This is a genomic window from Cupriavidus sp. 01L45 (assembly GCF_056399885.1).
The window spans coordinates 1-21,506 of sequence record NZ_JBFTSG010000008.1; the positions used below are offsets into that span (position 1 = coordinate 1).

At 67.0% G+C, this 21,506-nt stretch carries 15 protein-coding genes; 8 read left to right on the forward strand and 7 right to left on the reverse strand.

The window, feature by feature from the left end; genetic code table 11:
* Positions 1 to 306: 306 nt before the first annotated feature.
* Complete coding sequence (locus AC1DT6_RS07240) at positions 307 to 1,305, forward strand: 2Fe-2S iron-sulfur cluster-binding protein (protein ID WP_441628712.1); 999 nt, start codon at positions 307 to 309, stop codon at positions 1,303 to 1,305.
* A 57-nt stretch (positions 1,306 to 1,362) separates the two neighbouring features.
* A complete protein-coding gene (locus tag AC1DT6_RS07245) occupies positions 1,363 to 2,061 on the forward strand; it encodes a GntR family transcriptional regulator (protein WP_441628842.1) in 699 nt (232 codons plus the stop codon).
* Here AC1DT6_RS07245 and AC1DT6_RS07250 read toward each other — a convergent pair.
* Both AC1DT6_RS07250 and AC1DT6_RS07255 read right to left on the reverse strand, forming a co-directional pair.
* Complete coding sequence (locus AC1DT6_RS07250) at positions 2,058 to 2,591, reverse strand: DsbA family protein (protein WP_441628714.1); 534 nt, start codon at positions 2,589 to 2,591, stop codon at positions 2,058 to 2,060. The genes AC1DT6_RS07245 and AC1DT6_RS07250 overlap by 4 nt on opposite strands.
* Before the next feature lie 106 nt (positions 2,592 to 2,697).
* The gene (locus AC1DT6_RS07255) at positions 2,698 to 2,958 is read right to left on the reverse strand and encodes a UBP-type zinc finger domain-containing protein (RefSeq protein ID WP_441628716.1); all 261 of its coding nucleotides are present in this window, start codon (positions 2,956 to 2,958) and stop codon (positions 2,698 to 2,700) included.
* 265 nt (positions 2,959 to 3,223) lie between these two features.
* On the opposite strand from AC1DT6_RS07255, the gene wrbA reads away from it, so the two are divergent.
* From wrbA to AC1DT6_RS07275, 4 genes are all read left to right on the forward strand, one after another.
* Entirely contained in the window at positions 3,224 to 3,844 is a 621-nt protein-coding gene (gene wrbA / locus AC1DT6_RS07260; protein WP_441628718.1) for an NAD(P)H:quinone oxidoreductase, read from the forward strand.
* 633 nt (positions 3,845 to 4,477) lie between these two features.
* A complete protein-coding gene (locus tag AC1DT6_RS07265; protein WP_441628720.1) occupies positions 4,478 to 4,633 on the forward strand; it encodes a DUF3309 family protein in 156 nt (51 codons plus the stop codon).
* A gap of 132 nt (positions 4,634 to 4,765) precedes the next feature.
* The gene (locus AC1DT6_RS07270; protein ID WP_441628722.1) at positions 4,766 to 13,309 is read left to right on the forward strand and encodes a GH36-type glycosyl hydrolase domain-containing protein; all 8,544 of its coding nucleotides are present in this window, start codon (positions 4,766 to 4,768) and stop codon (positions 13,307 to 13,309) included.
* A 162-nt stretch (positions 13,310 to 13,471) separates the two neighbouring features.
* Positions 13,472 to 13,987, forward strand: a complete 516-nt coding sequence (locus AC1DT6_RS07275; protein WP_045240143.1) for a phasin family protein — start codon at positions 13,472 to 13,474, stop codon at positions 13,985 to 13,987.
* A gap of 214 nt (positions 13,988 to 14,201) precedes the next feature.
* Here AC1DT6_RS07275 and AC1DT6_RS07280 read toward each other — a convergent pair whose 3' ends face one another.
* The 4 genes from AC1DT6_RS07280 to AC1DT6_RS07295 form a co-directional block, all read right to left on the reverse strand.
* The gene (locus tag AC1DT6_RS07280; RefSeq protein WP_441628724.1) at positions 14,202 to 14,843 is read right to left on the reverse strand and encodes a uracil-DNA glycosylase family protein; all 642 of its coding nucleotides are present in this window, start codon (positions 14,841 to 14,843) and stop codon (positions 14,202 to 14,204) included.
* A 207-nt stretch (positions 14,844 to 15,050) separates the two neighbouring features.
* Positions 15,051 to 16,124, reverse strand: coding sequence for a porin (locus AC1DT6_RS07285; RefSeq protein ID WP_276286500.1), 1,074 nt, complete (start codon positions 16,122 to 16,124; stop codon positions 15,051 to 15,053).
* Between the two features lie 384 nt (positions 16,125 to 16,508).
* Complete coding sequence (locus AC1DT6_RS07290) at positions 16,509 to 17,432, reverse strand: LysR family transcriptional regulator (protein ID WP_441628727.1); 924 nt, start codon at positions 17,430 to 17,432, stop codon at positions 16,509 to 16,511.
* A gap of 124 nt (positions 17,433 to 17,556) precedes the next feature.
* Positions 17,557 to 18,642 (reverse strand): calcium:cation antiporter, encoded by a 1,086-nt coding sequence (locus AC1DT6_RS07295; protein ID WP_441628729.1) that lies wholly within the window; start codon positions 18,640 to 18,642, stop codon positions 17,557 to 17,559.
* Positions 18,643 to 19,068: 426 nt separating this feature from the next.
* Between AC1DT6_RS07295 and AC1DT6_RS07300 the strand changes: the two genes are divergently transcribed.
* Both AC1DT6_RS07300 and AC1DT6_RS07305 read left to right on the forward strand, forming a co-directional pair.
* Positions 19,069 to 19,494, forward strand: coding sequence for an OsmC family protein (locus AC1DT6_RS07300; RefSeq protein ID WP_441628731.1), 426 nt, complete (start codon positions 19,069 to 19,071; stop codon positions 19,492 to 19,494).
* Positions 19,495 to 19,682: 188 nt separating this feature from the next.
* Complete coding sequence (locus tag AC1DT6_RS07305; RefSeq protein WP_441628733.1) at positions 19,683 to 20,414, forward strand: BON domain-containing protein; 732 nt, start codon at positions 19,683 to 19,685, stop codon at positions 20,412 to 20,414.
* Positions 20,415 to 20,492: 78 nt separating this feature from the next.
* Here the strand turns inward: AC1DT6_RS07305 and AC1DT6_RS07310 are convergent, their stop codons facing one another.
* Positions 20,493 to 21,503, reverse strand: a complete 1,011-nt coding sequence (locus AC1DT6_RS07310) for a GlxA family transcriptional regulator (protein WP_441628844.1) — start codon at positions 21,501 to 21,503, stop codon at positions 20,493 to 20,495.
* Positions 21,504 to 21,506 lie beyond the last annotated feature (3 nt).

Genomic DNA, 21,506 nt, shown 5'->3' on the forward strand with positions numbered 1-21,506 from the left:
TCGGGATCCGGCGAAAAGAGCGTCGGGATCCGGCGAAAAGAGCGGAAAAGAGGGACCCATGTTTGAGTATCGCCTTAAGGCGATGCGAGTTTGGGTCCCGGCCGCTCTTTTCGCCGGATCCCGAGGGGGTGTCGCCCCATCCGGCGCGCCTTCTTTGCCTACTTTCTTGGCGAAACAAGAAAGTAGGTCGCCCCCCGCAGGGGGGTGAAACCGCCTTTGACTTTAGGTTTTAGATTTTAGGTTTTAGGTTTTAGGTTTTAGGTTTTAGGTTTCAAAGCCCATATCCCCACGCATTCCGAGTCAGCCATGTCCTACCGCATCCATCTCCTCGAATCCCAGCAATCATTCGAAGCCGGCGCCGGCGAAACGGTGCTGGACGGTGCCCTGCGCGCCAACGTGCAGATGGCGCACGACTGCCGCTTCGGCGGCTGCGCCACGTGCCGCGTCAGGCTGGTCGAAGGCGCGGTGGCCTATGACGAGTACCCCATGGGCCTGACCCCGGAAGAAGAGGCCGAAGGCTTTGCGCTGGCATGCCAGGCCCGGCCCACCAGCGACCTGGTGATCAGCACCGCGCGGCCGGGCGAGCCATGCGCCGAACCCGCGCGGCACACCGCCGTGATCCGCAATATCGCGCCGCTCAGCGCCGACGTGGTGCACCTGACGCTGGAACTGCCGCAGGCGGAAACGCTCGACTACCGCCCCGGCCAGTACCTGAAGATCTTCACCGGCGACGGCATCGCGCGCAGCTTCTCGATGGCGTCGGTGCCGAGAGACCGCACGGTGGACCTGCACGTGCGCCGCATTCCCGGCGGCTACTTTACCGAACGCCTGCTGGCCAGCTTGCGCTCGGACGACCGGCTCGACGTGGAGCTGCCTCTGGGCGGCTTCTATTTCCGCAAGGACGACTATCGTCCGCTGGTGATGGTGGCCACCGGCACCGGCCTCGCCCCGATCAAGAGCATCCTTGAATCGCTGATGGACGATCCGGACTGCCCGCCGGTCTCGCTGTACTGGGGCATGCGCACCGCGGCGGATCTCTACATGCACGAGCAGATCCAGGCGTGGGGCGCGCGTCTCTACGATTTCCAGTACGTACCGGTGCTGTCGCGCGCGGACGAGGCATGGAGCGGCCGGCGCGGTCATGTGCAGCACGCCGTCGCCGCCGACCTGCCGGACCTGTCCGAACATGCGATCTACCTGTGCGGCTCGCCGGACATGATCCGCGACGCGCGCGAGACGTTCCTCGCGCTCGGTGCCAGCGGCGCGCATATCTACGCGGACAGCTTCACCTTCCAACGCAGCTGAACCCACGCGCACGTGGCGGGCCAGGCGCTCGCCATGTCGCGCGACCACATGACGAACATGTCCGACCAATCCGGCAGTGTTCCACCCGGCGCCAAGGCGGCGCTTTCCGGCGATAACCTCGGCACGCGCCATTCGCCGCTGTTCGCGCTGGTGACCGACACGCTGCGCCAGCGCATCGTCGGCGGCGCCTACCGCCAGGGCGACCGGCTGGTGGAACACACACTGTCGGCCGAGCTGGGCGTGTCGCGCGTGCCGGTGCGCGAAGCGCTGCGCGCGCTGGCGGCCGAAGGGTTGGTCAGCATCGAGCCGCGCCGCGGCGCCTCGGTGGCTTGCCTGTCGGAGCATGTCGCCAGGGAAATGGTCGAAGTGCGCGCCACCCTGGAGGGCCTCAATGCCAGGCTGGCCGCGCAGCGGCGCGACCCGCGGCTGGTCGCCGAGTTGCAGGAGGTCCTGCGCCAGGGCAGCGCGGCCGCCCGCGAGGACGAGGCCGAGTGCCTGCTCGCGCTCAACTTCCGTTTTCATGAGGTGCTGGGCACCATCGCCGCCAACAGCGTGCTGCAAGACATGATGCGCTCGCTGCGTGAGCGCACCGGGCTGGTATTCGCGCCGGCTCACCACCTGCGCGCCCAGCAGAACTGGGACGAGCACGCGCAGATCCTGAAGGCGGTGATTGCCGGCGATGCCGATCTTGCATCGCTGCTGGCCACGCGGCACGTCTATAGCGCCGCGGAGGCGGCAACGCCCGCCGGCGGCTAGCCAGCCCCCCAGCGGTGCAGCGCTGCGGCGATGGCGTGGTCGAGATGCTCCATGCCGAAGGTCACATCCTGTATCACCCCGTTGACGAAGAAGGCCGGCGTGCCGCGCACATGGCTGGCGATGCCGCTCTGCTGGTGCTCGCGCACACGCTGGAGGTAGGAGTGGGACTTCATGTCGTAGTCATAGCGCTCAAGATCCAGTTCCAGCGCGGCGGCGTACTGCCGCAAGGCCGCGGGCTTGAGTCCGTGATGCCGCTCGAACATTTGCTGGTGCATCGGCCAGAACTTGTGCTGGGCTCCGGCCGCCTCGGCCGCTTCGGCGGCGCCCTCGGCCAGCTGGTGCCAGGCGGTCAGCGGGAAATGGCGGTACACAAAGCACACGCGGTCGTGGTAACGGCTGAGCAGGATCTTCACGCCGCCATAGGCCAGGTGGCAATACTGGCATTCGAAGTCACCGTACTCGACCACGGTGACGTGGGCCGCTGCGCGCCCCAGCACGTGATCGGTCTGGTCAATGGGAGTCGACAGCATGGCATTCTCCTTGCGGGATTGGCGTGTCTGGACTGGCTTGCGGCTTCAGCGGCTTCAGCGCCTTTAGGGGCTTTGGCGGTGTTGCCGGGCATTGGCTGGACGCCCTTCAAGGGATGAACAGCTTGTCGATATAGCACCATCGCCAGGATTCGCCCGGCTCGAACGACTGGATCACCGGATGCTCGGTGGCGAGGAAATGCCGGGTGGCATGCCGGTTGGGGGAATCGTCGCAGCAGCCGACGTGGCCGCAGCACAGGCACAGGCGCAAGTGCACCCATTCGTCGCCGCTGCGCATGCATTCCTCGCAACCGCTTGCGCTCGGTGTGACAGGGTGGCTCAGCGCGAGATGCGGACATGCCGTTGTCATCGCGAATCTCCCTCGTTGACGCGGGCCCGGCAGGCCCGTGCCGCGCGGCACGGGCACATCCCAGGGTATTTCATTGTAGGCGGCGCGGATGCGAAGGGAAGGGTGGCCGCCGTCGCGCGGCGCGCTGTCGTCGCCTAGACTCAAGCAGATGGGCGGCACTGCATACCGTATGTGCGCGCCCCGCGCCGGCGATGATCAGTGCCGGCTACTTCTGTTGCGGACGTCCTCCGGGCGCCTGCCCCTTCCTACACACAGGAGCCTTGTCATGACCTGCAAGATTCAGGTGGTCTTCTACAGCATGTACGGACACGTCTACAAGATGGCCGAAGCCGTGGCGGCAGGCGCGCGCGAAGTTGACGGCGCCGAGGTGGCGCTGCTGCAAGTGCCGGAACTGGTGCCCGACGCCGTGCTGGAAAAGAGTGGGGCGAAGGCCGCCCGCGCGGCCTTCGCCCATGTGCCGATGGCCGTGCCGGAGAAACTGGCCGACGCCGATGCCATCCTGTTCGGCACGCCCACGCGCTTTGGCAATATGTGCGCGCAGATGCGCAACTTTCTCGACCAGACTGGCGGGCTGTGGATGAGCGGCGGGCTGGTTGGCAAGGTCGGGAGTGTCTTTACCAGCACGGCGACCCAGCATGGAGGACAGGAAACCACCATCACCAGCTTCCACACCACGCTGTTGCACCAGGGGATGGTGATCGTGGGCGTGCCGTACACCGAGGCGCGTCTGCTCGACATGAGCCAGATCACCGGCGGTTCGCCTTATGGCGCGTCTACCCTGACCGCGGCCGATGGCTCGCGCCAACCCAGCGAGAACGAATTGGCGATCGCCCGTTACCAGGGACGGCATGTCGCGGGCATTGCCGCGAAACTGATGGCGCGCTAAGCGCGGCTGCCGGAGCCCGGCCCGAACCGGCACTCGTCAGGCGGCGCCAAAGCCACGCGCCCGCGTAGCCGGAATCAGGAAACGTTCCCGCAAAAATATAAGGCGGGCAACAGGGGCAGAGTATGCGAAGATGAAGGCACAGCGGCGCGCCAAATGTGCGCGCCAGGCTGTGTCGGTACCGGGTCCTCAGTCGCGCCCCGCTCCTTTCCGCCAGGGCTCTCGGTTCCAGTGCCTCCCCGAAGCATGCTGCCATCACCTGGGCCCTGGGCTGCCGATGGTTGTCATGCCATTCTCATCGCTGCGTCTCTTCCCGCAACGAATCCGCTGCGGATCCGCAGCGCTGCGTGACCATACACGGCAGGTCATCTTCTTCCCGGACGGTTTCCGGGCGCTGGATTTGATTCCCGCTTGTCACACAGTCCCGGCGGCCCGGCGGCGCCACACTGTCCGCACTGTCCGTCATCGTACCGACAACATACCCAATCAATGGCAGGGTGACGTTAGCGGTCAGGCCCGTGCCAAGTRACGCGAAGTGGCGCGGCTACCTTTGCCTCGGGCTCGAAGATTCCGGCCCCCCTGGCGAGATAGCTGTGGAGGCCTGGCCGAAACGCGGAGTCGGAAAGGGAGCGTTACATGTTAGGAACCGTATTGCTGGTCGTGCTTGTATTGGTCTTGTTCGGCGTCATGCCGACCTGGCCGCATAGCCGTTCCTGGGGCTATATGCCTAGCGGCGTGCTAGGCGTGCTGCTGCTAGTGGTGGTTGTGTTGTTACTTATGGGTCGCTTATAGGCGACAACGTTCTCGTGAGCGCAACAGTCCGCGAAGCGATCGCATGATGGCCGGCAAGCGCGGAGCTTGCCGGCCAGCCGTTTTCAAGGAGGCGAGTCCGTTTCCCGATCCACGTTGACAACCAAGGCGCGCATGTATTCAGCTCTAGGCCGTACGTTCGAGTATTCCCGCTCGCCTTCGCCGTGGGACGACAAGGCACCCGTACGGGAGGAACTGTTCGGCATCGAGCGGCTGGAGCAGCATGCGCAAAGCCTTGCCGCCGCCCAGCCCGTCACGGCAAAGCCGCCGCGTGTCCGGTCCCTGCGCAGCCGCCTCAATGACAATGCCGCGGTCTTGCTGGCGGCCTACCGGGCCGGCGCGGCGGAGCTGGAAAGCGGCAGGGCGGTTGTGCCCGCCGCCGAATGGCTGCTCGACAACTATCACCTGGTGGAGGCGCAGATCCGCGAGATACGCGACGACCTGCCCCCTGGTTACTATCGCCAGTTGCCCAAGCTTGGCGAGGGGCCCTTCGCCGGCTACCCGCGCGTCTTTGGCCTTGCCTGGGCCTTCGTCGCGCATACCGACAGCCATGTCGATCCTGACACCCTGCGGCGGTTCATTACCGCCTACCAGCGCGTGCAGCCCCTGACCATCGGCGAACTGTGGGCGGTGGCCATCACGCTGCGCATTGTCCTGATCGAAAACCTGCGGCGGCTGGCGGAGCAGATCACTGCCGGGCGCATCGCACGCGCGGACGCGGACGCCTTGTCGAAGCGGCTTCTCAAATCGGGTTGCGCCCGCTCGGCGCTCGATACGGATATCGCCTCGCGCCCGTTGGCGCCTTTGTCGGAACTGTTCGCCGCGCAACTGGCCAAGCGGCTCAGGGACCAGGACCCCCGAACCACGCCAACGCTCGGCTGGCTGGAGGAGCGGCTCGGGCTGCAGGGCGCATCGATCAACGACGTGGTGCGGCACGCCCAGCAGCGCCAGGGCGCATCGAACGTCACCGTGCGCAATGTCATCACCAGCATGCGCTTGATTTCCGACATCGACTGGGCTGAGCTGTTTGAGAGCGTGAGCCTGGTCGACGAGCGGTTGCGCGTGGGCAGCGGCTATGCCGCGATGGATTTCGCCACCCGCAATCTGTACCGCAGCGCCATCGAGCAACTCGCCCGGGGCTCGCCGGCTTCGGAGCTCGAGATCGCCGATCTTGCGCTGGCCACCGCGCGCGCCGCGTCCGCCGGCAGCGCAGATGTGGCACAGGCGGAGCGCATCGGGGATCCGGGATATCACCTGATCGCCGAGGGCAGGCGTGCCTTCGAGGCGTTGATCGGATTCCGTCCCCCTGCACGGCTGCGGTTTAGCCGTATCAATATCGCGCTTGGGATCGGCGGCTATGCGGGCGCGATCCTGCTCGTCACCATCGGCTTGCTCACCGCTTCGCTCTGGTTGCTCGCCGCGGTGGCGGTTCCCGCGCTCTCCGGCGGCTGGCTTGCGCTGGTGGGCCTGCTAGGCCTTGTGCCAGCCAGCGAGGTGGCGACGGCACTGGTCAATCGCGGGATCGGCTGGACCTTTGGGGCATCCATCCTGCCGGGGCTTGAACTGACCGAAGGCGTGCCGAGTTCGCTGCGCACGCTGGTGGCGGTCCCCACGCTGTTGTCGAGCGAAGCCAGCCTGCGCGAGCAGATCGAGCGTCTTGAAGTCCACCACCTCGCCGGCGCCGGCGGCGACCTGACCTTCGCGCTGCTGACCGATGGGACCGATGCCGACGACGAGACCATGCCGGGCGACGCCGCGCTGCTGGCCGTGGCCGTCGAGGCGATCGGCGAGCTGAATCGCCGCTACTGGCCTGGCCCCGCCGGCAACCGCTTCCTGCTGCTGCACCGGCGCCGCGTCTTCAACGCGGGTGAAGGCGTGTGGATGGGCTGGGAGCGCAAGCGCGGCAAGCTCCATGAACTCAACCGGCTGCTGCGCGGCGCCACGGACACGAGCTTTGTCCCCCTTGACGGCCAGCCGCCCCAGGTACCGCCCGGCGTGCGCTACGTGATCACCCTCGATGCCGACACGCGCCTGCCGCGCGACGCGGCGCTCCGGCTGATCGGCAAGATGGCCCACCCGCTGAACCGGCCACGGTTTGACGAACAGCTGCAGCGCGTCACCGGCGGCTACGCCATCCTGCAGCCGCGCGTCACGCCTTCGCTGCCGGTTGGCAGCGAAGGTTCGCTGTACCAGCGCATATTCTCGGCACCGGGCGGCATCGATCCTTATGCGGCAGCCGCATCGGACGTCTACCAGGACATCTTCGGAGAAGGTTCGTACACCGGCAAGGGCATCTATGATGTCGACGCCTTCGAGGCCGCGCTGCGCGGCCGCGTTCCGGAGAATGCGGTGCTCAGCCATGATCTTTTCGAAGGCACGTTCGCCCGGGCCGGCCTGGCCTCGGATATCGAAGTCATCGAGGATTTCCCTGCGCGCTATGACGTCGCGGCCAAGCGCCAGCATCGCTGGACGCGCGGTGACTGGCAACTTGTCGACTGGATTTTCCGCGGCCGCGCGGGCAGCGCGGCGGTACCGATGCTGGGCCGCTGGAAGATGCTGGATAACCTGCGGCGCTCGCTGCTCGCGCCTTCGCTGCTGCTGGGCTTTGCCGCGTGCTGGCTGCTGCCGCCGGGCGCCGCCTTGCGCGGCACGCTGCTCTTGCTTGCGGCCATGGTCATTCCTGTTTTCTTTCCCGGTATGTTTTCCGTGATTCCCCACCGCGCCGGCATCCGGCTGCGCAATCACGTCGGGATGCTGGCCGGCGACCTGCGCGGCGCCGCCACGCAGGTCCTGCTGACGCTCGCGTTCCTGCCCGACGTGGCCTGGCGGATGGCCGATGCCATCGCCAGGACGGCGGCGCGGCTGCGATTCACGCGCCGCCACCTGCTGGAATGGACCACGGCCGCCCAGTCGATGACCAGTCCACGGCTCGACCTGGGCGGCTCTTACCGGCAGATGGCGGGCGGGGTATCGCTGACGCTGGCGGCGATGGCCGGCACGCTTGGCTTCGCCCCCGTTTCCTGGCCGCTTGTGCTTCCCCTTGGATTGCTCTGGCTGACGGCGCCGGTGCTTGCGCTGTGGGCAAGCCGGGCGCCGAAGGTCGGCAGGCGGCTGGTAGTGTCGGACACGGACGCGCGCGAGCTGCGCCTGACCGCGCGCCGCACCTGGCGCTACTTCGAGACCATGGTGACGCCGGCGGACAATATGCTTCCGCCCGACAATTTCCAGGAGCAGCCAAGACCGGTCGTCGCGCACCGGACCTCCCCCACCAATATCGGCCTGTACCTGCTCTCCGCCATTGCCGCGCGCGACTTTGGCTGGAGTGGAACGGCGGCGACGGTCGAGCGGCTGGAAGCGGCGTTCTCCGCCATGCGCAAGCTGCCGCGTTCCCATGGCCATTTCTACAACTGGTACGGGACGCTGGATCTGCGCGCGCTGACGCCTGCCTATGTCTCATCGGTGGACAGCGGCAACCTGGCCGGCCACCTGATCGCGCTGGCCAACGCCTGCGAAGAATGGACCGATGGCGCGGCGGCGCCGGAGTTCCGGCTTGGCATGATGGACACCGTCAGGCTGGCGCGCGAGGCCATAGCCGGACTGGCCATAGCCGGCAGCGAGCGCGCCGGCAAACTCAATGAACTGCTTGAGCAGGTCGAAACCCAGCTCGATGGCACGCAGGCCATGGCCATGCTGATGCCCGCGCTCAAGCGGCTCACCGAGAAATGCGCGGGCATCGCCCACGACATCCTGCCCGCGACGGGCGATGACAGCCTCGCCGACCTGGCGTTCTGGATGGAGGCCCTGCGCAAGACCGTGGCCGAACATGAGCAAGACCGGGTACAGCGGATCGACGCGCCGGACTTGCTCCGCACGCGCCTGAACGCGCTGGCCGGGCTGGCGCGCGAGATGGCGCTGGGGATGGACTTCGCGTTTCTCATCGACGAGGAGCGCAAGCTGCTGTCGATCGGCTATTCGCAGGACGAAAACCGCCTCGACGTCAGTTGCTATGACCTGCTGGCGTCGGAAGCGCGGCTCGCCAGCCTGTTTGCCATCGCCAAGGGCGATGTGTCCACGCGCCACTGGTTCCGACTTGGCCGGACCGCCACGCCGCTGGGCAATGGATCGGCATTGATTTCCTGGTCCGGGTCCATGTTCGAGTACCTGATGCCCTCGCTGATCATGCGCGCGCCGGCAGGCAGCCTGCTCGAGCAGACCAACCGGCTGGTGGTGGAACGCCAGCAGGCCTACGGCCGCTCGCTGGGCGTGCCGTGGGGCGTGTCCGAATCGGCATACAACGCCCGCGATATGGAGTTTACGTACCAGTACTCCAACTTCGGCGTGCCGGGGCTGGGCCTGAAGCGCGGGCTTTCCGACAACGTCGTGATCGCTCCGTATGCGACCGGTCTCGCGACCATGGTGGACCCGCAGGGCGCGCAGCAGAACTACGCCCGTCTCGCGCAGATCGGGGCAAAAGGACGTTACGGCTTCTACGAGGCCCTGGATTTCACCCGCTCCCGGCTGCCGGAAGACGAGGAGTTCGCCATCATCCGCAGCTACATGGCCCATCACCAGGGCATGACCATCGTCGCCATCGCCAATAGCCTGCACGGCGGGCAGATGCGGGAGCGCTTCCATCGCGAGCCGATGATCCAGGCCACCGAACTGCTGTTGCAGGAGCGCATACCGCGCAATGTCGCCATTGCGCATCCACGCGCCGAAGAGGTAAAGGCTTCCGCGGTGGAGGCCGGCAACGAAGATGCCACGGTGCGCAGGGTCTCGGGGGCGCCGGCCGGCGCGCCGGTCACGCATCTGCTGTCGAACGGGCGCTACGCGGTGATGCTGACCGCGGCCGGCGCGGGCTACAGCCGCTGGCGCGATCTTGCCGTGACGCGCTGGCGCGAGGACGCAACCCGCGATGACGCTGGCAGCTTTATCTTCCTGCGCGATACGCAGAGCCGCAGCGTCTGGCCGGCCGGCGCGCAATTCGCCGGCGGTGACGCTGAAGAGAGCGGGCAGGGCAGTGAAGTGGTCTTCGCGGAAGATCACGCGGAGTTCATCCGGCGGGATGGCAGCCTGACCACCACGCTCTCCATCCTGGTCTCCGGAGAGGACGACGGGGAAGTCCGGCGTGTCTCGCTGGCAAACAGCGGGCGCCGTGCGCGCGAGATCGAGCTGACTTCCTATGCGGAACTGGTCCTGGCTGTGCAGGCCGCCGACGTCGCGCATCCGGCCTTTTCCAAGCTGTTTGTCCAGACCGAATACCTGGCCGAGTTCGGTGCGCTCGTTGCCACGCGCCGTCCGCGCTCACCCGCGGAGCCCGAGATCTGGGCCGCGCATTTCACGGTGGTCGAAGGCGAGGTGGTTGCGGATCCCCAGTACGAGACCGACCGGGCGAATTTCCTCGGACAGGGGCGTGCTGGCAGGATCGCCGATGGCATCCGGGATGGCGACCCCCTCTCGGACACGGTCGGCACGGTGCTCGACGCGATCTTCTCGCTCCGGCAGCGCGTGCGCGTCGCGCCGGGCCGGGTTGCCCGGATTGCCTTCTGGACGCTGGTGGCGCCGTCGCGCGCCGCACTGCTGGACCTGATCGACAAGCATCATGACCGCAGCGCGTTCGAGCGGGCCAAGACCCTGGCCTGGACCCAGGCCCAGGTCCAGTTGCGCCATCTCGACGTCAAGGCGGACGAGGCGGCGGATTTCCAGCGCCTGGCGGCGCCGATCCTCTATGCCGATTCCCGTTTCCGCGTTCCGTCGGAGGCGATTGCGCAAGGGGCGGGGCCGCAGTCCGGGCTCTGGCCGCATGCCATCTCCGGCGACCTGCCGATCGTTCTGTTGCGCATCGACGAGATCGACGATATGGCGCAGGTTCGCCAGCTGCTGCGCGCACACGAGTACTGGCGCATGAAGCGGCTGGCCGTCGACCTGGTCATCGTCAATGAACGTGCCTCTTCCTATATCCAGGACCTGCAGATCGCCATCGAGACGGCGGTGCGTAGCAGCCAGTCGCGGCCACGCTTCGGTGACGAACTGGCGCAAGGCTCGGTCTATACGCTGCGCGCGGACCTGATGCGCGTCGAGGCGCGGGCCTTGCTCCTGTCGGTCGCCCGCGTCGTGCTGGCCGCACGCCGGGGCTCCATCGCCGAGCAGCTAGCCCACTTGCCGCAGCCGCCGCAGCGCGCCGCTCCCGCGCGCGGCCAGGCTCCGCGTCCGTCGCCAATGCCGCCGCGGGCCGCGCCGGACCTTGAGTTCTTCAACGGGCTTGGCGGCTTCGACAAGGACGGGCGCGAGTATGTCATCGTGCTCGATGGCGCGGCCTCGACACCCGCGCCGTGGATCAATGTGGTCGCCAATCCCGGCTTTGGCTTCCAGGCCTCGGCGCAGGGCAGCGGCTACACCTGGGCGGAGAACAGCCGCGAGAACCAGCTCACGCCCTGGTCCAACGACCCGGTGCTGGATCCGGCCGGCGAGGCGATCTACGTCCGCGACGAAGACAGCCTCCAGGTCTGGAGCCCGACCGCGCGGCCTATCCGCGACGGCGGCGCCTACACGGCCCGCCATGGACATGGCTACAGCCGCTTTGCGCACCAGGCCAACGGCATTGCGCTTGACCTGCTGCAGTTCGTGCCGCTCGAAGACCCGGTCAAGATCTCACGCCTGACCTTGAGCAACCTGTCCGCCGGGCGCCGCCGGCTTTCCGTCACCGCTTACGTGGAGTGGGTGCTTGGTACCGCCCGCGGCGCCTCGGGCCCGTTCATCGTGACCGGGATCGACGAAGCCACCCATGCGTTGCTGGCGCGCAATCCCTGGAGCACCGCCTTCTCCGGCCGCGTCGCCTTTGCCGATCTCAGCGGCAGGCAGACGGCCTGGACCGCCGACCGCACCGAGTTCCTGGGCCGCAACGGCGGCACCGAAGCGCCCGCGGCGCTGCTTGGCGCCACGCCATTGTCCGGGGCGGTGGGCGCGGGCTACGACCCCTGCGCGGCCTTGCAGTGCTTCGTGGAGCTCGCTCCGGGCGAGACGCTCGAAGTCGTTGCCTTGCTCGGAGAGTGCGCCTCCGTCGCTGAGGCGAGGGCACTGGTGCTGCGCTATCGCGCCGCCGATCTCGACGCGGTGCTCGATGCCGTGACGGGACACTGGGACACACTGCTTGGCGCGGTCCAGGTCAGGACGCCGGACCGCGCGATGGACATCATGCTCAATGGCTGGCTGCTGTACCAGACCCTTGCCTGCCGCATCTGGGCGCGCTCGGCGTTCTATCAGGCGAGCGGCGCCTATGGCTTTCGCGATCAGCTGCAGGACAACATGGCGCTCACCTTTGCCAGGCCGGCGGCCACGCGACAGCATCTGCTGCGGGCAGCGGCGAGGCAGTTTGCCGAGGGCGACGTCCAGCACTGGTGGCTGGCGCATACCGGGCAGGGCGTGCGTACCCGGATTACCGACGATTGCGTCTGGCTGGCTTTCGCCACGGCGACCTACATTTCCTGCTCGGGCGATGCGGCGGTGCTGGATGAGCCGGTGCCTTTCCTCGACGGGCCGGCACTTGGCGCCGACGAACATGACACCTTCTTCCAGCCAATGACCGCGCAGGATTCGGCCTCGCTGTTCGAGCACTGCGCCCGAGGCATCGAGCGATGCCTTGCCTTGACCGGGGAACACGGCCTGCCGCTGATCGGCGGCGGCGACTGGAACGATGGCATGAACCGGGTCGGGGCCGGCGGCAAGGGCGAGAGCGTCTGGCTTGGCTGGCTGCTGGCACGCACCCTCGCGCTCTTTGCGCCGCTGGCCGATACACGTGATGCCGCTCGCGCCGCAAGCTGGCGCGCACACGCGGCAGCGCTGGGCGAGGCGCTGGAGCGCCATGGCTGGGACGGCGGCTGGTATCGCCGCGCCACCTTCGACGACGGCACCTGGCTGGGCTCGAAGGCAAGCGCGGCTTGCCGGATCGACGCCCTTACCCAGTCGTGGGCCGTGCTGTCGGGCGTGGGCGATCCCGCGCGCGCGGCGACGGCCATGGCGTCGATGGCGCAATACCTGGTGCGCCGCGATGAGGGGCTGGCGTTGCTGTTCTCGCCGCCATTCGAGGGCGCGTCGCCCGATCCCGGCTACATCGCAGCCTATCCGCCCGGCGTGCGTGAGAACGGCGGGCAGTACAGTCATGCCGCGATGTGGTCGGTTCTCGCCTTCGCCAGGCTGGGCGAAGGCGCAAAAGCCGTCGAACTGTTCTCCATGCTCAACCCGATCCACCACGCAAGCACGCCCGCTGGCGTCGAGCGCTACAAGGTCGAACCCTATGTGGTCGCGGCCGACGTCTATTCCGTCGCACCCCACACCGGACGCGGCGGATGGACCTGGTACACCGGCGCGGCCGGATGGATGTATCGCGCCGGGGTGGAGGGCATCCTGGGTATTCGCCGCGAAGGGGCCTGGCTGGTCGTCCAGCCGAGCATTCCGGCGGCGTGGCCGGGGTTTGACGCTGCCATCAGCCTGGGTGCCTGCCACTACGAAATCCGCGTGGAGACGCTCGCGCCCGGTGCTGGCGGCGGGCATGCGGTCCTTGACGGGCTGGCGATCCGCTGTGGCGAAGGCACGGTGCGCGTGCCGCTGGATGACGGCAGGCACAGGCTCCTGCTATGCATCCGGCCGGCGGTGGAGTAGGGCGCATACGTGGCATATCGCGCGGCCGGAAACGTCTTTTTGAATTCGCTTGACTCCTGGTCCAATGAGCCTATGATGTGTCCAATTGCTGCAACGCAGCAAAGGTGATGCCGCCCACGGAAAACTCTTCGAAAGCGTTGGATCATCCTCAGGAGTTATTACATGGCACAACCCTCGCAAGCCCAATCCCAAGCCCAGGCCCAAGCTCAGTTCTTCGGTTTCCAGCAAGCTAACCTGGACCTGTTTGTCGCGCTGGTCGGTCCCCTGGCCCGCGGCGCCGAAAAAATCACCGAATTGAACATGCAGGCGGCCAAGGCAAGCCTGGCGGACGGCGCGGAATACGTGCGCGAAGCCAGTCAGCAATCCGTTGGCGGCGTGTCTGGCTTCAAGCCGGAACTGACCAATGCGTTTGGCCAGAAGTTGAGCGCCTACGCCGGGCACATGAACGAAATCATCACCGCCACCGGCACCGAGTTCGCCCAGGTAGCCCAGCGCCAGATGAGCGCCTACGTTGCGCAGACCCAGGAAGCACTGGCATCGCTTGGCCAGAATTTCATGTCGAACACGAACGGTTCGTTCCCTGGCGCCGGTGCTCAGGGTTGGGTCGCAGCCTACGAGACGGCACTCAAGCCGATGCGCGAGGCCATGGAATCCGTCACCGCTTCGGCTACGAAGTAAGGCGGCGCGCCGGGCACTGCCCGGCCGCTGCGCGGTACAAGGCTGTTGCTGGAAGAATCTGCGCCCGAGTGGCGCATTTTTTTTGGTTCATCGCCGAACTGCGTGAGCGCCAGGAATTAAGAAGGGCCAGACAGCTACCGATGTCAGGGTGTCGTGTTCTTCGCGGCATCGGCAGTGGGGGGAGTCGCATCTGGAGGACGCCTGAGAACCCAGGCTAGTCGCGCCGACACGCCAGGACGGTGGCAACCTGCTGGCGCAGTACCGGCAGCAACTCCCTGGCGAACCAGTCATTGCGCTTGAACCACCCCTGGTTGCGTGGTGACGGGTGCGGCAACGGCAGATAGCGCGGCCCATGCGCGGCAAAGCCCGCCACCGTCGGCGTCACGCCACCGCGCGCAGCGGCGCCAAGAAACCGCCGCTGCGCATATTGCCCGACCAGCAGTGTCAGTTCAATATCCGGCAGGCACGCCAGCAACGCGTCCATCCACAGCGGTGCGCACTCCTTGCGCGGCGGCAGGTCGCCGCTGGCGCCGCGGCCCGGATAGCACAGGCCCATCGGGATGATGGCGATGCGCGCGGGATCGTAGAAAACTTCCTTATCAATCCCCATCCACTCGCGCAGGCGGTCGCCGCTGGGATCGTCCCAGGGGATGCCGCTGGCATGCACGCGCGTGCCGGGCGCCTGGCCGACGATCAGGATGCGGGCCGGGGTGGCGGCTTGTACTACGGGGCGGGGGCCAAGCGGCAAGTGCGCTTCGCAGCTGCGGCAGGCGCGCACGCGCGCCAGCAGGGCATCGAGGTCCGGCAGGCTGGCGGCTTGCGGAACCATTGCGTGGATGTGGGAAAGGGGCTTCATGCTTTGCTACGGCCCATTACGGGGGGACGCCAGACCATAGCATAGCGCGCGCTGCGATCGGCCATCTGCCTTCGCGCCTGGAAAGAGGCATGCCGGATGGCGTCCGGCAAGCGCGCAGTGGCGTTCGTCGCTATGAAAGGAAACGGCCGGTCAGCAATGACCGGCCGTCATGTATGCGCACGCACGCGCCGTGCGCCTTGCGCCGGATCAGAACCGGTGCCGCACACCCACCCCAAAGCTGTCGGCATGCGACTGGTCGCTCAGCTTGTCGTAGAAGTAGGCAGCATAGACATCGGTGCGCTTGGACAGGTTGTAGTCGTAAGCCAGCCCAACCGTATTGCGCTTGAAGTCCGCGACATCGTTCCTGGTCTTGTCGTAGGCGTACGAGACCAGCACGTTGCCGTTGCCCAGCGGCACCGAGGCGCCGACCTGGCCGTTGGTGTGCTTGATGTCGCCGGTGGCGTTGTTGACGCTGCTCTTGATGTACTGGCCCTGTGCGAACAGCTTGACCACCTTGAAGTCGTAGCTCACGCCCACCTGCACGGCGTTCTGCTTGTCGAACCCGGACAGTGCCGCGGGCGAGGTCACGTCGCCCGGCACGCTGTTGAACTTGACCTGCTGGAAGGCCACCGTGGCGCCGAAGTTGCCGTTGAAGTAGAGCACATTGCCGCCCCACTTGTTCTTGCCGACGCTACCCGCCTGCTCGCCGAAGGCGTAGATGGCATTGGCGGTGAGGCCGCCGAAGTTCGGCGTGGAGTACACCAGCGAGTTGCTCCAGCCCGAGTCGCCGATGATGCCCGGGTCGTACACGCGGCCGTTGCTGGCCGAGAAGTACGTATGGAAGATCGCCGGCGAGAACACATAGGAGTCGACCAGCGGGTTGAAGAGGATGGTCGAGAGGAAGTAGGGCGTGGTATTACGCCCCATCTTGACCGTGCCCAGCGTGGCGCTCTGCAGGCCGACGTAAGCATTGCGGGTGAACAGCGCATCGCCGTCGAAGCGGCCCTGCTTGCCGGTGTCTGGGCGCAGGAAGCCGTTGAGGTCGAAGATCGCCTTGAGGCCGGTGCCGAGATCCTCGGTACCCTTGATGCCCCAGTACGAGGTTTGCATGCCGCCGCTGTTGACGCCCCAGGCGCGGTCCGCGCCGCCTGCCTTGGTGGCGCCCACGTAGGCGTCAACCATCCCGTAAAGCGTGACGCTGGATTGCGCCATCGCATGGCCGCAGAGCAAGGCTGCGGCCATGACCGCCAGTTTCATGACCGGCTTGAACTTGTGTTGCATAAAGACCTCCATGGTTGACCCCGTTCTCTTTCGTTGCTGGCTCTGTCGAATTCTCCGGGCACGACAACGCCCCCGCGGGGACAGGCCCCGGCTATTTAAAAAGTGCGTGATCTGGAAATGGCTGGCGCGGGAATGCGCCGGTGGCTAACGGCGCTGGCTCATGCTTGTTGCGGGATTCTCATCTTGCTGTGGTTGCTGTCGTTGCTTTCGTAGGTGTCCGGGCCGGGCCGGTGGCGCCTGGCTTGACTGCATTGAATGTGCGATGGATGCAGTTTGCGGCAATTCGATTGCATGCAACCAGCACTTATTTCTTCTCATGGCGCACGCAAATTGTGTGCACTCGCCGGCGCGCGTGGCGGGCCGCGGCGCCGGTCAGGCCGCACATCAGGCCGCCTCGGCCAACGGCTGGTGCAGGCCCGTCAGCGCTGCCTTCAGGTGCTCGGCAAAAGCCGCCGCCGGCGGGGGCAGGTTGCGGCCCTTGCGGGCACCCAGCACCAGCCGGCCGCCGCACAGTTCGGGGTCGGACAGCGGCACGGCGACCAGCGTGCCCTGGCGCGCCTCGCGCAGCGTGCCGGCCTGGAACTGGAAGCAGATCGCGCCGGTCTGGCGCGCAAAGCTCATCAGCATCTCCACAGTGGTCGCCTCCAGCATGACCCGTAGCGACAGCCGGTTGCGCGCGCAGATCGCCTCGATCAGCCGCCGGCTGCCGAAGCTCTCGGGCCCGAGCGCGACCGGATAGGGCTGGCAGTCGGACAGCCGCAGCGAGCGCCGGCCAGCCAGCGGATGGTCCGGGCGCATCATTGCGCAGAAGGGTTGCGCGGATACCGTCAGTTCATGCAGGAAGGCGGTGGGAGGGGGATCGTGCGCCAGCAGCAGGTCGGCCTCGTCCTCCCTGAGCGCGGCCAGCAGGTCGCCGGTGTTGCCCACCGACACGCGAAACTGGACGCCGCGATAGGTGGACTGGTAGTGGCCGATGACACCGGGCAGGAAATCCGTAGCGACTGACTCGACCGTCGCAATGCGCACCATGCCGCGCACGAGCCCGCGCAGCTGCTCCATCTGCGCGGCGGCGGAGTCCAGGTCGGCCAGGCTGCGGCGCACGGTGGCGATCAGCACTTCGCCGGCGGCGGTCAGCCGCACCCCGCGCGGCAGGCGCTCGAACAGCGGGGTGCCGACCTGTTGCTCCACCTCCAGGATTTTCCGGTTCAGCGCGGTGGAGGCGACGTGGAGCTGCTCGGCGGCCTTGCGGATCGAGCCGTGGCGGGCCACGGCATCCAGGTAGAGATAGAGGCGAGGGGGGTGGAGCATGGTGATTGCGCTCGGGCGCTAGTGAGATCGATCCGCTCTCACTAGCAAGGATCGTGCGCAGGCGGGACGGCTCGCTTCGCGTCGCGAGGCAGGTGGCCCGCTGGCGGGCCACAGTCAGCGGCGCTCAGGGCACGACGGACAGGAACAGGTAGGCCGCCAGGATGACCAGGTGCACTACGCCTTGCAGCATGGTGGTGCGGCCGGAATGCAGCGTGAGCGTGCTGACCAGTAAGGTCAGCGCGAGCAGCACGGTTTCGGTCGGGCCCAGGCCCAGCATCAGCGGCTTGCCGACCACGATGAAAACCATGGCCACGGTCGGGATGGTCAGTCCGATGCTGGCCAGCGCGGAGCCCAGCGCCAGGTTCATGCTGGTCTGCAACCGGTCGGCGCGCGCGGCGCGCAAGGCGGCCAGGCCTTCCGGCAACAGCACCAGCGCGGCAATCACGATGCCGACCACGGCCGGCGGCGCGCCGGCGCTGGCCACCGCGGCTTCCACCGTGGGCGAGAGCAGCTTGGCCAGGCCGACCACCGCCACCAGGCAAACCAGCAGCATGCCGCCGCTGGCAAGCGCGATCTTCGCGGGCGGCGGCGGCGCGTGCACGCTCTCGTCCGAGGTGCCGTCGACAAGGAAGTAGTCCCGATGGCGCACCGTCTGCACGAACACAAAGCTGCCGTAGAGGACCAGCGAGGCGATGCCCGCGAAGGCCAGTTGCGACTGCGACAGCATGGGTCCGGGGATGGCGCTGGTGTAGTTCGGCAGCACCATCGTGAGCACCGCCAGCGCGGCCAGCACCGCCAGCGCGGCGGTGGCGCCCGGTGCCTGGAAAGCCTGTTCGCGATGGCGCAGCCCGCCGACCAGAAGACAGATCCCCACGATGCCGTTGCATACCAGCATGGCCGCGGCGAACACGGTATCGCGCGCCAGCCCGGCTTTTTCGGGGCCGGAGGACAGCATCACCGAGACGATCAGCGCCACCTCGATCACGGTCACCGCAATCGCCAGCACCAGCGTGCCGAACGGCTCGCCCACTTTGTGCGCTACCACCTCGGCATGGTGGACGGCCGCGAATACCGAGCCCGCGAGGGCCAGGCCGGCCAGCACCAGCAGCAGCGCCTGGCCAGGCGCCGCCATGCCCGCCCCGAGGATGGCCCAGGCTGCCAGTGGCAGCCACAAGGTCCAGGCAGGCAATTTATTGGAAGTCAATGACATCCGTTCTCCCTTTGTTGTGATTGGATGGTGGTCAATTGTGATGGGTGCTGCGCGTTCGCTGCGGACCGCCAGGCGGCTCGCAGCGAGGCTGCTGGCCGTTTTCCGGATTGCGTCCTATTGTGATTCAGCTTGGCCCGGTAGCAATCCGCCGATGTTGCGCGGCGGAAGTAAGGCAGCGGAAGGAGGGTTCGGTTCCCGATTATTGCGATAAATTGAGAGAAATTGTCCATTCATTTGATGGAATTAGCTGTTGATTCAGGAAGTTTGCCTTCTGGTGGAAGATTATTCCCGGCCGGCGGCAGTGAGCTCAGGTGACCATGCCTGCGGCACCAACGCTGCACCGAAGTATGCGGACGGGCACTTGCCGCCTCACCCCCGGCGCGGCGAAGGTTGCGCCACATTGCTTTTCGACCATGGAGAACACTCATGCAAAAGTACGGATCGGCTAAATGGCAGGGCGGCATCAAGGACGGCCTGGGCAGCATCTCGGCGGAGAGCGGAGTGCTCAAGGACGCGCCATACGGCTTCAAGGCCCGCTTCGAGGGAGGGCCGGGCACCAATCCCGAGGAACTCATCGGGGCGGCCCATGCCGGCTGTTTCTCCATGGCGCTGTCGCTGTTCCTGGGCGAAGCCAAGATGGTCGCCGAGAGCATCGCGACCAAGGCCACCGTCACCCTGGACAAGGATGATTCTGGCTTCACCATCACGGCCGTGCACCTGGACGTGAAGGTGCGCGTCCCCGGTGCCGACAAGGCCGCGGTCGAGAAGGCACTGCAAACGGCCAAGGCGGGCTGCCCGGTCTCGAAGCTGCTCAAGGCCGAGATCACCATGGACGCCACGGTAGAGACCTGAGCGGCGGTTCGCGCGGGCTGGCTTGCGTCCGTCACTCCGCCCTGGCAACAGGTCGGGCGTAGCCAGCCTGGCTACCTATAATGAAGATTCGCCGCTTCGCGCCGTAGTATCGGCGTGGCGCCGCGAGGGCGTTCGCCGGACGGAACGCCGTCTCCTATATCCAGACCTTCAAAGATAAGGCAGACATCATGTATAGCAGTGAAGCAGTCCTGACCCAGGCTCGGGCGGCCATCGCCCACGTGCCCTTTCACAGCCATGCCATCCATCCCACCATCCACCTGCGCCTGAGCGACGGCGCGCTGATTCTCGAAGGCGAAGTGCCCGATATTGTCGACAAGAGCCGCGTTGCCGCCTCGGTGCGCCGTGTCGACGGTGTGTCGGCGGTAATCGACCACCTGCGCGTGACCGACGGCGGTGCGGCGGTTGGCGACGGCGAACTGCGCAATGCGATCTGCGTGCGCCTGCTGCAGGCGATCGATTTCCGCAATTGCCGGATCTGCGCGCACACCAAGGGGCGCATCGAACCGGTGCGCGAGGCCGTTGGCGAGTCCAGCGGCGAGATCGAGATCGAAGTCGTCGACGGCGTCGTGACGCTGCGGGGGCACGTGATCAGCCTGTCGCACATGCGGCTGGCCGGCGTGCTGGCCTGGTGGTCGCGTGGCTGCCGCTGCGTGGTCAACGAACTGGTGGTGGCCCCGGCGGAAGCCGACCGCGACGACGAAGTCACGGAAGCGCTCAAGCTGGTCCTGGAGACAGACCAGTTCGTCGATGCCGACCGCATCCAGGTACGTACGGAGAACCGGGTGGTCACGCTTGAAGGCTACGCCACCACCGAAGCCGCGAAACGCCAGGCCGAGCGGGATGCCTGGTACGTGCATGGCGTGGAGGATGTCGTCAATCGCATCGTGCTGAGTAGTTGAACAGACGTTTGCAACCTGAAGCCCGGACGGTGGGGCCGCGCAAGGCTGGCGGCCCCCGCTCTGGTGCGCCCGATGCGCTCATGCGCTGCCGGCCGTGCGCGGCATGTCCTCCACGCGCCAGTAGCGCCGCTGCGAGCGCAGCGCGAAGCGCGCCCGATAGCTCGACAGCGACATCCCCGTAGCCCGCTGGAACAGCCGGCGGAACGCCGCCGCATCGCTGTAGCCGCAGGCTTCCGCCACGGCTTGCGAGCCGTGCAGCGTCACCTCCAGCAAGGTCTTGGCGCGCTCCACGCGCAGCCCGTGCAGATACTCCAGCGGCGTCATGCCGCTGACTTGCCGGAAATGCCGCAGCAAGGTGCGCTCGCTGGTGGCGGCCGCCTGCGCCACCAGGGCCAGCCGGTACGGCGCATCGACGTTGGCCTGCAGCCAGCGCATGGCGCGATAGACCGGGCTGTCGGCTGTCTTGCTGAGCCAGCGTTGCGACACCAGTTCCGGCGTGAGCTGCTGGCGCTCGGCCTGGTACAGCAGCATGCGCGAACAAGTCTGCGCGAGGTCCGGGTCATGCAGGTGGCCCAGCACGCGCAACATGAACTCCGTTTGCAGCGCCGGCGCGACGCAGCCGAACACGCGCTGATGCACGCTCATCGGTTCACTGGCGGAGAAATCGCAGCGGGGATAGCGCTTGGCCATCCAGCTCTGGAAGGTCCAGGGCGCGCCCATGCGCGCGCCATCGAGCAGGCCAAGTTCGGCGGCGAAGGCGATACCGCTTGCCCCGGCGGCAAGCCAGCCGCCCGCCTGCGCGTGGCGCTCCAGCAAGCGCAGCGCCTGGGTCGCGCCGCTGACGATTTCGCCCAGATGCGGGGCATTGCGCGCCAGCAGGCCCGGTATGACGACCAGCGCATTGCCATCGGCCGCGGCGCGCCGGCGCCGCCGCGCGGGCTCCAGGCCCAGGGCAGGCAGGGCGAGCGCGCGGCCCGACGGGCCGATCACGCTCCAGCTCAGGTCGCGGTCCGCATCCGGGCGTTGCAGCCTGGCCACCCCGGCCGCCGCGCGCAGCACGTCCAGCGCCCCGAACAGCATCCCCGGCATGGC